Source organism: Ralstonia sp. 1138 (genome assembly GCF_040544795.1).
Classification (GTDB): domain Bacteria; phylum Pseudomonadota; class Gammaproteobacteria; order Burkholderiales; family Burkholderiaceae; genus Ralstonia; species Ralstonia flatus.
Genome location: NZ_JBEPKQ010000001.1, coordinates 514526 through 527580, shown reverse-complemented (window position 1 = coordinate 527580; position 13055 = coordinate 514526). Strand labels below are relative to the sequence as shown.

Here is a 13055-nt window from a genome sequence, read left to right as displayed (position 1 = left end):
CCTGATTGTTCCTGCCCCGCGAATCATCGCGAAGGAGTTTGCTGTGAGCCTGTCCAGTTTCATCAAGAAGCAGTTCATCGACATCCTGCAATGGACGGAAAGCGAAGACGGCGTGCTCGCCTGGCGCTATCCGATGCAGGACATGGAAATCCAGAACGGCGGCACCCTGGTCGTGCGCGACTCGCAGATGGCGATGTTCGTCAACGAAGGCCAGATCGCTGACGTGTTCAGCGCCGGCACCTTCAAGCTGACCACGCAGACGCTGCCCGTTCTCACGTATCTGAAGAACTGGGACAAGCTGTTCGAGTCCCCCTTCAAGTCCGACGTCTACTACTTCAGCACGCGCCAGCAACTCGGCCGCCGCTGGGGCACGCCGCAGCCCGTGACGGTGCGCGACAAGGATTTCGGCATGATCCGCCTGCGCGCGTTTGGCGTGTACGCCTACCACGTGGCCGATCCGAAGCTGTTCTATCAGCAGGTGAGCGGCACGCGCGACATCTACACCGTGGATGAAGTCGAGGCGCAACTCGCCCCCGTCATCATGGGTGCGATGGCGACGGCGTTTGGCGAATCCGGCGTGCCGTTCCTGGACCTGGCCGCTAACCAGATGCTGATGTCGAACAAGGTGCGCGAGGCGCTGCTGCCGCAGTTCACGCAATACGGTCTGGCGCTCGACAGCTTCCAGGTGTCCAGCGTCACGCTGCCGGACGAACTGCAGGCCGCGCTGGACCGCCGGATCAGCATGGACATGACCGGCGACATGCAGCGCTTCACGCAATACCAGACGGCCGAATCGCTGCCGCTGGCCGCACGCAACGAAGGCGGCATCGCGGGCACGGGCGCCGGCCTGGCAGCCGGCCTGGCGATGGGCCAGGCGATGGCCGACAGCCTGCGCTCGGCGGTGCAGGGTGGCGCTGGCGGGGCCGCTGCTCCTGCAGCGCAACCTGCCACGGCGGCACCGGCTGCACCCGCAGCGGACGACCCCACCGCGCGCCTGGCCAAGCTCAAGGAACTGCTCGACAAGGGCCTCATCACGCAAGCTGACTTTGACGCCGGCAAGGCTGCTGTGCTGAAGGCGTTGACCGGAGGCTGAGCCCCGGCCCCGCTGATCGGATGACCGGGCGGCATCGCAAGCCGCCCGTTTTTCTGCGCAATCTTTCGCGCAATCGAACGACCTGACCATGTTTCATGCCAACTGCCCGGCGTGTGGCGCGCCGGTGGAACTGAAGTCTGCCGCGGCCGTCATGGCGGTGTGCAGCTTCTGCAAAAGCACGCTCCTGCGCGACGGCGAGACGCTTTCCGATATCGGCAAGATGTCTGCCGTGCTCGAGGACTACGCACGCGTGCAGATCGGCACCACCGGGCGCTACAGGAACAAGGCCTTCACAGTCGTGGGTCGCATCCAGTTGCGCTACGACGCGGGTTTCTGGAACGAGTGGTATGTGCTGTTCGACGACGGCACCGATGGCTGGCTGGCCGAAGCGTCCGGGCAGGTCACCATGACGTTCGCGCGCGGCACGCCCGCCAATGCGGTCGCCTTCGAGGCGCTGCGCCCGGGGCAGCTGTACGACGCCGAGGGCAAGCAATACGTGTTGTCCGACGTACGCGAAGCCGATTGCACCGGGGGCCAGGGCGAATTGCCGTTCCGCGTGGGCGAAGGCTGGCATGCGCGCGTGGCCGATGGCCGCAGAGAAGACGCTTTCATCACGCTGGACTACTCCGACGGTACGGCGCCAACGCTCTACGTGGGTGAAGCCACCACGCTCGACGTGCTCAAGTGCCAGCTGCTGCGCACCGACGCCGAGATCAAGGAAACCGCCGGCCGCGTCCCGGGCAAGCTCACGAATCTCGATTGCCCGCAGTGCGGCACGTCGATCCCGTTCAGCCCCGGCGTGACCGGCCATGTGCTGTGCCCCGGCTGCGGCGCGGCCATCGATGCGGCCACGCCGCGCGGCGACATCATTGCGCGTGCGCGGTCGGTGCCGCAGGTCGCCACGACGCTCGAGCTGGGCGACAAGGCGCTCATCGACGGCCTGCAGTGGCAGGTGATCGGCGTGATGCGTCGCACGGTCGTCGACGGTGGCGGCGAATGGTTCGAATATCTGCTGTACACGCCCAAGCGCGGTTTCAGCTGGATGGTCGAAACTGATGACGGCTGGTTCCGCGCCAACGTGCTCGACCGCTGGCCCACCCAGAAAGACGGCCGCAGTGCGGTGCTCGACGGCAAGGTCTATGAGCGCGACGAGGATTACACCTCGCGCGTGACCTACGCCGCAGGGGCCTTCAACTGGCGTGTCCAATCGGGCGACCAGACGCGCGTAGTCGAATACACCGCAGGCGAGGAAAGCCTGGCTGCGGAGAGCGACGCGCATGAGCTGACGTGGTCCAGGAGCACGCCGGTCAGCGCCGCGCAGATCAAGGCGTGGTTTGGCAAGGTGGTCGCCGAGCCCGTCAAGGCATCGTCGTCGAACTACATGACGGTGGCGGTGGTCGCCTGCGTGCTGCTTGGTTTGCTGAACCTCGTGCCGTTTTTCATGGCGCCTGGCTCGGTGTTCGGGATCACGTTTTTCGCGGCGCTGCTGTTGCTGGTGCCGGCGTGGCTGGTCGCCAAGATTGGGGGCGGGGAATGAAGAACTGGTTCGTTCTCTATGCCGTGGCCGTGGTGATCGGCGCGACGTATATGGACTGGAAGGCCGGCTTTGCCGCGCCGCGCACGCCGTCTTACGGCAGCAGCACGGGCGGATCGTCCTACTGGGGCGGCTCTTCTGGCGGTAGCGGCTATGGCGGCGGTTTCAGCGGGGGCCACAAGTGACGCGCACCGACGCGGCACTTTCTGTGGATGAGGCCCCCGCCGCTGTGGGCGAGCATCTTCTGCTCGATCTTTACGGCGTGGCGCCCGCGCTGCTGCGCGATGCGGCGGCGCTGGAAACCGCGCTGCGCGATGCGGCCGACGCGCTGGGCGCGACCATCCTGCACGCGCATCTGCATCGCTTCGATTCCGTGCGCACGGGTTTGCCCGTTGGCGAGCAGGGCGGCGTGACAGGCGTGCTGCTGCTCGCTGAATCGCATCTTTCGATTCACACCTGGCCCGAGCACGGCTTTGCCGCCATCGACGCGTTCATGTGCGGCACCGGCACGACGCATGCCGCGCGCGCAGTGTTCGAGCGCGCGTTGACGCCGCAACGTGTTGATGTGCGCATCGCCCGTCGCGGGACAGCACCCGCGTCAAACTGAGTTACACCGGCTGGCCGTCGAATATCACGCGATTGCGCCCCAGCCGTTTGGCCGCCAGCAGGGCGGCATCGGCACGCATGATGAGGTCTGTGGGCGTGCACAGGTTGTGTCCCGGCTCGCAGCTCGCCAGGCCGACGCTGATGGTGCAGCGGATGTTGGCCGCTGGCGTGGCGATCTCCAGCGATTCCACTGCGCTGCGTAGCCGTTCCGCAATGCCGGTGGCCTGCAGTGTGGTCGTATCCGGCAGCACCACCAGGAATTCCTCGCCGCCGTAGCGGCCGACCGCATCGACTGGGCGCGAATTCACGCGCAGCGTGCGTGCGATCTCAACCAGCACCGCATCGCCTGCGGGGTGGCCGTAGGTATCGTTCACGCTCTTGAAGTGGTCCACATCCACCACCAGCAAGGAAAGCGGCTGCCCGTGCCGCATCGCGTGGCCGCACTCGCGCGTGAGCAGCTCCATCGCAGCGCGCCGGTTCCAGATGCCGAGCATCGGGTCGGTCAGGCTTTCGTGGCGCGCCACCTGCAGCTCGGTCAGGATGGAGCGCTGCGTTTCACTCAGTTCACGCTCGCGAAAACCCGATTCCACCCAACAGGCCAAGTCGTCGAGCAGCTCCCGCTCGGCCTGTTCAAACGGCCGCGGCTTCTGGTCGATCACGCAGAGCGTGCCGACGGCGTAGCCCGCGAGGTTCTTGACCGGCCGCCCAGCATAGAAGCGGATGTGCGGCACACCGGTGACGAGCGGGTTGTCGGCAAAGCGCGGGTCGGCCTTGGTGTCGGGAATGACGAGCATCTGCTCCTCGGCCACGGCATGGCCGCAGAACGAGATGTCGCGCCCGGTCTCGCGCACGTTCAACCCGATGCACGATTTGAACCATTGACGCTGGGCGTCGATAAGCGACACGAGCACGATCGGTGCGTCGAACACGCGCTTGGTCGTGCGCGTGACGCGGTCGAACAACTCCTCGTCGGGTGTGGAGAGCAACAGCATGTCTTGCAGCGAGGCAAGACGTTCGGGTTCGTTCGTCGGAATGGGAGCGGGTTTCATGCGCAAAGGGGCGCCGGTCGGGCCGGCGCGCTTGAAACGGGCAATGGAAAAGGAAGAAGGATAGGCCACGCGTCGCAAGCTGCGGGCCCATGACAGATCACTTAGCGGCCCACCATATTCTCCGGCCGCACCCACGCATCGAACTGCTCCGGCGTGACATAGCCGAGCGCCAGGGCGGCCTCGCGCAGGCTGGTGCCTTCCTTGTGCGCCTTCTTGGCGATCTGCGCCGATTTGTCGTAGCCGATATGCGGGTTGAGCGCCGTCACCAGCATCAGCGAGCGCTGCACCAGCTCGTCGATACGGTCGCGGTTGGGCTCGATCCCCACGGCGCAGTGATCGTTGAAGCTGCGCATGCCGTCGGCCAGCAGGCGCACGCTGTGCAGGAAGTTGTACGCGATCATCGGGCGGAACACGTTCAGCTCGAAGTTGCCCGACGCGCCGCCCACGTTCACGGCGACATCGTTGCCGAAGACCTGCGCGCACAGCATCGTCACCGCTTCGCTCTGCGTGGGGTTGACCTTGCCGGGCATGATCGACGAGCCGGGCTCGTTTTCGGGGATGGAGATTTCACCCAGGCCGCTGCGCGGGCCGCTCGCCAGCCAGCGGATGTCGTTGGCGATCTTGGTCAGGCTGGCCGCCAGCGTTTTCAGCGCGCCGTGCGCATGCACCAGGCCATCGGCCGACGCCATGGTCTCGAACTTGTTGGGCGAGGTGACGAAGGGCAGGCCGGTTAGTTGCGCCAGCTCCTCGGCCACCTGCTCGGCGTAACCGGCCGGTGCGTTGAGACCGGTGCCGACCGCCGTGCCGCCCAGCGCGAGTTCGCACAGGTGCGGCAGGGCGGCGTTCAGATGCGTTTCGTTGTGCTGCAGCTGGGCCACGTAGCCGGAGAACTCCTGACCCAGCGTGAGCGGCGTCGCGTCCTGCAGGTGCGTGCGGCCGATCTTGATGATGTCGTTGAAGTCGGCGGCCTTCTTGGCCAGCGTTTCGCGCAGCGTGCGCAGCGAGGGCAGCAGATGGCGCGTGATGGCCGTCACGGCGGCGACGTGCATTGCGGTCGGGAACACATCGTTGGACGACTGGCTGCGGTTCACGTCATCGTTCGGATGCACGAGGCGGGCTTCGCCACGCTCCCCGCCGAGCAGCTCGCTGGCGCGGTTGGCGAGCACCTCGTTCATGTTCATGTTGGTCTGCGTGCCCGAGCCCGTTTGCCAGACCACCAGCGGAAATTCGTTCGGGTGCTTGCCCGCGATGACCTCGTCGGCGGCATTGACGATGGCGTTGGCCTTGTCCGCGGAGAGCAGCCCCAGGCGCTGGTTGACGACGGCGCTGGCACGTTTGATGCGGGCGAGCGCGTCGATCAGCTCGCGCGGCATTCGGTCGCCGGCAATGTCGAAGTTCTGCAGCGAGCGTTGCGTTTGTGCGCCCCACAGGTGGTCGGCAGGGACTTCAATGGGGCCAAAGGTGTCGCGTTCGGTACGGGTCGTCATGGCAGAGGAATGGCACGGGGTGACTGGGATGAACGCTCCAGTATAGGCAGAGCGCGGTGTCCTTGTCGGTGGTAGGGGCGGTATGGCGGCACGTTACGCAATCCGGCGCGCCGGGTACACGGTTTGCGGGCACAGGCGAGGCACGCCACAATGACGGCTGCGTCGCATCCCGCTGCTTCTGCCCCGCCCCATGCCCACCACGCCCTCCGCCTCCGTCGACCCATCGCTGAAACCGCTGCTCTGGCTGGTGGCGATGGGTCTGTTCATGCAGACCCTCGATTCCACCATCGTCAACACCGCCTTGCCGGCCATGGCCCGCAGCCTGTCGGAAAGCCCGCTGAAGATGCAGTCGGTCATCATCGCCTACACGCTGACGACCGCCATGCTGATGCCGGCCTCGGGCTGGCTGGCCGATCGCTTCGGCACGCGAAAGATGTTCTTCGCCGCCATCTTCCTGTTCACGATTGGCTCGTTGCTGTGCGCGGAATCGCGCAGCCTGACCATGCTGATTGCCTCGCGCGTGGTGCAAGGCGTGGGCGGCGCCCTGCTGATGCCGGTGGGGCGGTTGACCGTGCTGCGCGTGGTGCCGCGCGAGCAGTTCCTGCCGGCCATGAGCTTCGTCACCATCCCGGGGCTCATCGGTCCGCTGATCGGCCCGACGCTGGGAGGCTGGCTGGTGGAGGCCGTGTCGTGGCACTGGATCTTCCTGATCAACATTCCCGTGGGGGTGATCGGCGCGCTCGTCACGCTCAAGGTGATGCCCGATGTGCACGCTGAAGACGACAGCCGCTTCGACTGGTCGGGCTATCTGATGCTGGCCTTCGGCATGGCGGCGGTGTCGTTCTCGCTCGACGGCCTGTCGGAGCTGGGCTTCCAGCACGCGACGGTGCTGGTGCTGCTGATCTTTGGTCTGGCCGCGCTCACGGCTTACTGGCTGCACGCGGGACGCGTGGCGGGGCCGCTGTTTCCGCGCACGCTGTTCGGCATTCCGAGCTTTTCCATTGGTGTGCTCGGCAACCTGTTTGCACGTATCGGCAGCGGCGGGATGCCGTTCCTCATTCCGCTGCTGCTGCAGGTGAGCCTGGGGTACACGCCGCTGCAGGCCGGGCTCATGATGGTGCCGGTGGCCGCAGCCGGCATGGCCGCCAAGCCTTTGGGCACGTGGGCCATCAAGCGCTACGGATATCGCCGCATGCTGTCCGTCAACACGGTCATGGTCGGCCTGATGATGGCGAGCTTTGCCGTGATGACGCCCAACGTGCCGGTGTGGCTGCGTATCGTGCAGTTGGCGATCTTCGGCACCTTCAACTCGATGCAGTTCACGGCCATGAACACGCTCACGCTGAAGGACCTGACCGGCCCGCTGGCCAGCGCGGGCAACAGCATGCTGTCGATGGTGATGATGCTGTCGATGAGCCTTGGCGTGGCCGCAGCCGGCGCGTTGCTGACGGGCTTTACCGACTTTACCGCTGGGCCGGAAGGGCGCGACACGCTCGCTGCGTTCCACAAAACGTTTGTCTGCGTGGGCGTCATGACCTGCGCGGCCGCGTGGATCTTCGCGCAGCTCTCGCGCTTCGAGTCAACGCACGTCGTCAAGCGGCCCGAGATGGAAGTGCATTGAACGCGCCTGCCGCCGCGCCGGCTGACTACTTTTTCCAGTAGCCGCGCATCTTCTTGCTCAGGTCGACCTTCGCAGCGGCGCGCGCTTCAGCGGCAGGGTCCGCACCCGGCTCCGGTTCCGGCCACGCGCACGCTTCGAACAACGGCAGCAGCGCAGGCGGAATGAAGCGCGTGCGCGACGCGTAGATGTGCCGGTCGCCGTTCGGGGTTTGCTGCGTGACGTAGAAGCGCTGCGGCACCAGGATGTCCAGATGCTCGCGCGCCCGCGTCATCGCCACGTAAAGCAACCGGCGTTCTTCTTCCAGCTCTTCATGCGAACCGGCGCCCAGATCGGCCGGCATGCAGCCGTCCACGGCGTTCAGCACATACACCGCCTTCCACTCCTGGCCTTTCGATGAATGGATCGTCGAGAGGATCAGGTAGTCCTCATCGCGGTACGGGTCGCCCGATTCATCGCTGGTCAGCTCGGGCGGGTCGAGCGTCATCTCGGTCAGGAACCGCTCGCGCGTGGCATACGTGGCGGCCATGCGGGCGAGCTGGTCCAGATCGCCCTGGCGCACGGCCGCATCGTCGTGCAGGCGCTCCATGTGGGGTGCGTACCAGGCGCCGACGGCTTCGAGTTCAGCGGCCCATTCCAGGCTGTCTTTGGGCGTGCGCAGGGTTTGCATGAGCGCCATCAGCGCAGACCAGTCGCCGGCCAGCCGTGCCGGCGGGTCGTAGGCGAGCAGCGCGGCAATCGGGTCCGCCGCTTCCGCCATGGCGTCGAGCACGCGTGCCGCCGTGGCCGGGCCAGCGCCCGGCAGCAACTGGATCACGCGAAACCCGGCAATGCGGTTGCGCGGGTTCTCGGCCCAGCGCAGCACCGACAGCACATCCTTTACATGCGCAGCCTCCAGAAACTTCAGGCCGCCGTATTTCACGAACGGGATGTTGCGGCGCGTGAGTTCGATCTCGAGCGGCGCGCTGTGGCTCGCGGTGCGAAACAGCACCGCCTGCGATTTCAGCGTCAGTCCGCCTTCTCGATGATGCAGCACTCGCTCGGCCACGCAACGCGCCTGCTCGGCCTCGTCACGCACCGAAATCAAACGCGGACGATGCGTCGATGCGCGGTCCGTCCACAACGTCTTGGCAAAGCGTTCCGTGGCAAAACGCATCATGCCATTGGAGGCATCCAGAATCGGTTGCGTCGAACGGTAATTGCGCTCCAGCAGCACCGTGTGCGCCGGCCGCGAAAAGTGGCGCGGAAAATCGAGGATGTTGCGCACCGTCGCCGCGCGGAATGCGTAGATCGATTGCGCGTCGTCGCCCACCACGGTCACACCGCGGCCGTCCGGGCGCAACGCACGCAGGATGGACGACTGCAGCCGGTTCGTGTCCTGGTATTCGTCGACGAGGATGTGGTCGAAGCGCGCGCCGATCTCGGCGGCCAGGTCTGCGTCGGACACCATCGCGTGCCAGTAGAGCAGCAGGTCGTCGTAGTCGAGCACGTGCTGCGCCTGCTTGGCCTCGACATACGCATCGAACAGCGTGCGCAATTGCGTCTCCCACATCGCGCACCACGGAAAGTGGTGCTTGAGCACGGCGTTCAGCGGGCTCTCGGCGTTGATGGCGCGCGAGTAGATCGCGATGCAGGTCTGCTTGAGCGGGAAGCGGCGTTCCTTGGTCGACAGGTTCAGTTCATGGCGCACGACGTTGAGCAGATCGGCCGAGTCGCTGCGGTCGTGGATGGTGAAATCGGGTGCGAGGCCGACGCGCTCGGCGTATTCGCGCAGCAGGCGCGCGCCGATGCCGTGAAAGGTACCGGCCCAGGGCAGCGTGGTCTTGTACGACGTGCCTGCGGAATTGAGCGCGTTGTTCGATCGCTCGCCCTGCATGGCCCGCGCGAGCAGGTGGCCGGCGCGGTTCGACAGCTCGCTCGCCGCGCGGCGGGAAAACGTCAGCAGCAGAATGCGTTGCGGATCGGCACCGTTGGCCACCAGGTGCGCCACGCGCCAGCCCAGGGTGTGCGTCTTGCCGGACCCAGCACCGGCCAGCACGAGCAGCGGGCCGGTTTCCGCCGCGTCCGCCCCGGAAATACCGAACTCGACCGCCTGGCGCTGCTGGTCGTTCAGCTGGGCCAGGTAACCGGGCGTGGCCGGCACAGTGGCGGTGTCTGGGGTGGGGGAAGCGGCAAGCACGGCAGGGCGTCACAAAAAATAACTGTATGAATATACAGCACTGTGATGCCTGCCTGTGGAAAGTGAGGGTGGTAAGCGGAAGGCTGACGGCGGTGGCCGATCAGATCCCGTCCCGCAGCTTTTTCGCGAAGTCCTGCGGCGATGCCCGCCGGTTGACCGCATCCACCAGATCCGCCAGGAACCAAGGCAGCACGAGCTGCGTGCCCGGATCGCTCAGGCCGACGCGGAGCCTCTCCGTCGCTGCAGGTTCGGCCGGTTCCGCTGGTTTGGCCTGCTGGGCGGCCTTGGGAGGCTGGCTGTGGGCGAGCATCCCTTGCAGGTCCTGATCGGTGAAGGTGAACGTTGACGTGGTCAGGGCCGAGGCGGTCATCGCTGCGGACATCAGCATCGTGGCCACGACGAGGTGTTTGAAGGTGTTGGCAGGCATCGCGGCCTCCAGGACAAAGCGGTTGGATGAGGGGCGACCGGCGTGCAGCGCGGCGGCCGCAGCCATGATCCACCCTCCGATTCTGGCGGCGGCTTAGGGTTCCGTTTCGCTCAGGAAAACCTAAATATCGCGTGCAATCCGATCAGTTGGCCTGCGGTTGCAGGGCGATCACCGCCATCCCCGCCAACGCAATGGCCGCGCCGCCGATGTCCCAGCGGGTGAGCGTCACGCCGTCGACCAGACGCAGCCACACCAGTGCCACGGCGATATACACGCCGCCGTATGCGGCATAGGTGCGGCCGGCCGCGGTCGGGTGCAATGTCAGCAACCACGCAAACAGCGCCAGCGAGACGGCTGCCGGCAGCAACAGCCAGATCGGCTTGCCTTGCCGCAGCACGAGCCACGGCAGATAACAACCGACGATTTCCGCGACGGCGGTGACGGCAAACAGCACGGCAATACGAAGCAGTTCCAAAACGGGCCCCGGAGCGATCAAGACGTAGACGGCGCCGATTGTGGCATGTGGGGCCGTGCTGCCGCGATGGGCACCTGGTCTCAGGCGGGCGAGGCGTCGTGCGCCTGCAGCAGCGCATCGATTTCGGCTTGCGTGCCCGCATACGCGCCGGCGCGCGTGGCGGTGAGCGCTGCTGCCGCAGCGGCTTGGCGCAGATGCGCCTGCGGTGGCGCCCCGGGCGACTGCAGCTGGCTCGCGAGCCAAGCGCCCATCGCGGCGTCGCCACAGCCGACGGTGTCCGCCACCGGCACGGCAAAGGCCGGTTGGGCGATACGCGCATCGTCTTGCCCGCCGTGCGCCGCTGCCAGCCATTCCATGCCCTCGGCGCCGAGCGTGAGGAGGATGTCGGCCTGCGGCGCGAGGGTGCGCAGCGTGGTCAGCGGATCGGCATCACCGGGAAACAGGTGGCGCAAGTCTTCATCCGACACCTTGATGACCGATGCGATGGCAGCCATGCGCAGCAGCAGCGGAGCGTAGTGCGGAGCGTTCATCGCCGTGCGCCAGTTCGGGTCGAAGGTGATGCGGGTGCCTTGCGCGGCCAGCGTTTCGGCCAGCGCCACGAGGCGGCTGCCCAACGGCTCGCGCGCCAGGCTGATGCAGCCAAAGTGGGCGATCTCCACGGCGGTTTGCCAGCCGGCGGGCAGGGCTTGCGCATCGAAATGCAGGTCGGCGCTATCGTCGCCGACGAAGAAGTAGTGCGGCGGCTGGGTCGACGTGACCATCGCCAGCAACGGCGAGCGATCCACGCGCTGCAGATAGCGCAGGTCGAGCCCGGCGGCCTGGGAATCGGCGAAGAGCGCGTCGCCGAATACGTCGTTGCTGATGGCGCCCGCGTAACCCGTGGGCACGCCCAGACGCGCCGCCACGCGCGCCACGTTCCAGCATGCGCCGCCTGGCCGGGCGAGCCATTGGCCGTTGCCTTGGTGCAGGAAATCGGTCAGCGCTTCGCCAAAGACGACGAGGCGGGGCAAGGGCAGGGCGTCGGTCATGCAGGCAAGGGGAGATCGGTGGTTTGGGCAGAAGGCGTGGCCGGCAGCGGCGAAGCGCGCCGATACAGCGCACGGAATGTCGACAGCCGTTCGGCAAGGCGCGCGTGGCGTGCGGCATCGGGCCGATACGTGGCTTGCACCGGTGGCTTGGCGCAGACGGCCGCTTCGATGCCGCCGTCGGCCATCCAGCCCAGGCGCGCGGCACCGAGCGCACCGCCGGCCTCGCTGCCGACATGGGTTGTCAATTCGGTATTGAGCGTGTCCGCCAGCAATTGCGCCCAGAACGGGCTGCGCGAGCCGCCGCCCACAAACGAGAGCGAGGCCACCTGCGTGCCGGCTGCGCGCAAGGCGTCCAGGCCATCCGCCATGCCAAAGGCGACGCCTTCGAGCACGGCGTAACCGAGCGCGGCGCGGTCGCTGGCATGCGTGAGGTTGTGGAAATGCCCTTGCGCAAACGCATCGTTGTGCGGCGTGCGCTCGCCGCTGAGGTAGGGCAGGAAGAACGGCGCTGACTGGCGTTCGGATTCGGCCAGCGCAGCGATTTCAGGCAGCAGCGTGGCTTCCGGCACGCTCGTCAGCCGGCAGAACCAGCGCAGGCAGCTCGCCGCGGACAGCATCACGCTCATCTGGTGCCAGCGCCCCGGCAGCGCGTGGCAGAACGCGTGCACGGCTTGAGCTGGGTTTGGGCGGAAGCGGTCATTGACGACAAAGATCACGCCCGACGTGCCGAGCGACAGAAAGCCATCGCCCGGTTGGGTCGCGCCGATGCCCACGGCGCTGGCCGCGCCATCGCCACCGCCGCCAGCGACGACGACGCCGCGCGCCAGGCCCCATGCATCGGCCACCTCGGGCAGCAAGGTGCCGCTGGGCGCGCTGCCTTCCACCAGGCGCGGCATCTGGCTGCGTGACAAGCCTGTCGCGGCGAGCAGTTCGTCAGACCACGTGCGTCGTGCCACGTCGAGCCACAGCGTGCCGCCCGCATCCGAGGGGTCGGACGCGCGTTCGCCGGTCAGGCGTAGGCGCAGGTAGTCCTTGGGCAGCAGCACGCAATCGATGGCGCTGAACACGTCGGGTTCATGGCGCGCGCTCCACAGCAGCTTCGGCGCGGTAAAACCCGGCATCGCCAGGTTGCCCGCAACGGCGTGCAGGCCAGGCACGCGGCGGGTGAGTTCAAGGCATTCGGCGGTGCTGCGGGTGTCGTTCCACAGCATGGCAGGGCGCAGCACGCGGTTGCGCGCGTCGAGCAGCACCGCGCCGTGCATCTGGCCCGACAGGCCGATGGCGCGGGTGGCGGCGAAGGCTTCCGGTGCCGCATCGCGCAGTTTGCCGATGGCGGCGCTGGTGGCCTGCCACCAGTCTTCCGGCGTCTGCTCGGCCCAGCCCGGATGCGGCCGCGATACGGTAAGCGGCTCGCCGGCCGTGCCGACGATGGTGCCCGCCGCGTCCAGCAACAGCACTTTGACTTCCGAGGTTCCGAGATCGATGCCGAGGTACATGAGGGCCGCCGGGTCCGGTTGCTTGAACCGTGGATTGTCGCGCGAATCCGCCGTTGCGTTTGC

General features: G+C 66.8%; 12 protein-coding genes. 5 read left to right on the top strand and 7 right to left on the bottom strand.

Features of this window, described 5'->3' with window-relative positions:
* The first annotated feature begins 43 nt into the window (after positions 1 to 43).
* The 4 genes from ABIC76_RS02230 to speD all read left to right on the top strand — a co-directional run bounded on the left by ABIC76_RS02230 (position 44) and on the right by speD (position 3234).
* Positions 44 to 1093 (top strand): SPFH domain-containing protein, encoded by a 1050-nt coding sequence (locus tag ABIC76_RS02230; RefSeq protein ID WP_102066065.1) that lies wholly within the window; start codon positions 44 to 46, stop codon positions 1091 to 1093.
* 88 nt (positions 1094 to 1181) lie between these two features.
* On the top strand, positions 1182 to 2630 hold the full coding sequence (locus ABIC76_RS02225) for a DUF4178 domain-containing protein (protein WP_354532825.1): 1449 nt from the start codon (positions 1182 to 1184) through the stop codon (positions 2628 to 2630).
* On the top strand, positions 2627 to 2812 hold the full coding sequence (locus ABIC76_RS02220; RefSeq protein WP_039375299.1) for a hypothetical protein: 186 nt from the start codon (positions 2627 to 2629) through the stop codon (positions 2810 to 2812). The genes ABIC76_RS02225 and ABIC76_RS02220 overlap by 4 nt, the downstream gene beginning before the upstream one ends.
* The gene (speD, locus tag ABIC76_RS02215; protein ID WP_354532824.1) at positions 2809 to 3234 is read left to right on the top strand and encodes an adenosylmethionine decarboxylase; all 426 of its coding nucleotides are present in this window, start codon (positions 2809 to 2811) and stop codon (positions 3232 to 3234) included. The genes ABIC76_RS02220 and speD overlap by 4 nt, the downstream gene beginning before the upstream one ends.
* Before the next feature lies 1 nt (position 3235).
* On the opposite strand, the gene ABIC76_RS02210 is transcribed toward speD, so the two are convergent.
* Entirely contained in the window at positions 3236 to 4282 is a 1047-nt protein-coding gene (locus ABIC76_RS02210) for a sensor domain-containing diguanylate cyclase (RefSeq protein ID WP_354532823.1), read from the bottom strand.
* Positions 4283 to 4383: 101 nt separating this feature from the next.
* The gene (gene fumC, locus ABIC76_RS02205) at positions 4384 to 5769 is read right to left on the bottom strand and encodes a class II fumarate hydratase (RefSeq protein WP_027679202.1); all 1386 of its coding nucleotides are present in this window, start codon (positions 5767 to 5769) and stop codon (positions 4384 to 4386) included.
* Between the two features lie 190 nt (positions 5770 to 5959).
* Between fumC and mdtD the strand changes: the two genes are divergently transcribed.
* Complete coding sequence (mdtD, locus tag ABIC76_RS02200) at positions 5960 to 7390, top strand: multidrug transporter subunit MdtD (protein WP_009240537.1); 1431 nt, start codon at positions 5960 to 5962, stop codon at positions 7388 to 7390.
* Between the two features lie 25 nt (positions 7391 to 7415).
* Here the strand turns inward: mdtD and ABIC76_RS02195 are convergent, their stop codons facing one another.
* The 5 genes from ABIC76_RS02195 to xylB form a co-directional block, all read right to left on the bottom strand.
* Positions 7416 to 9566 (bottom strand): ATP-dependent helicase, encoded by a 2151-nt coding sequence (locus ABIC76_RS02195; RefSeq protein ID WP_354532822.1) that lies wholly within the window; start codon positions 9564 to 9566, stop codon positions 7416 to 7418.
* Positions 9567 to 9666: 100 nt separating this feature from the next.
* Positions 9667 to 10059 (bottom strand): hypothetical protein, encoded by a 393-nt coding sequence (locus ABIC76_RS02190; RefSeq protein WP_354532821.1) that lies wholly within the window; start codon positions 10057 to 10059, stop codon positions 9667 to 9669.
* Positions 10060 to 10135: 76 nt separating this feature from the next.
* Positions 10136 to 10468, bottom strand: coding sequence for a YnfA family protein (locus ABIC76_RS02185; protein ID WP_354532820.1), 333 nt, complete (start codon positions 10466 to 10468; stop codon positions 10136 to 10138).
* Between the two features lie 80 nt (positions 10469 to 10548).
* The gene (locus ABIC76_RS02180; RefSeq protein ID WP_354532819.1) at positions 10549 to 11496 is read right to left on the bottom strand and encodes a carbohydrate kinase family protein; all 948 of its coding nucleotides are present in this window, start codon (positions 11494 to 11496) and stop codon (positions 10549 to 10551) included.
* Positions 11493 to 12992, bottom strand: coding sequence for a xylulokinase (xylB, locus tag ABIC76_RS02175; protein WP_354532818.1), 1500 nt, complete (start codon positions 12990 to 12992; stop codon positions 11493 to 11495). The genes ABIC76_RS02180 and xylB overlap by 4 nt, the downstream gene beginning before the upstream one ends.
* Positions 12993 to 13055: the final 63 nt, after the last annotated feature.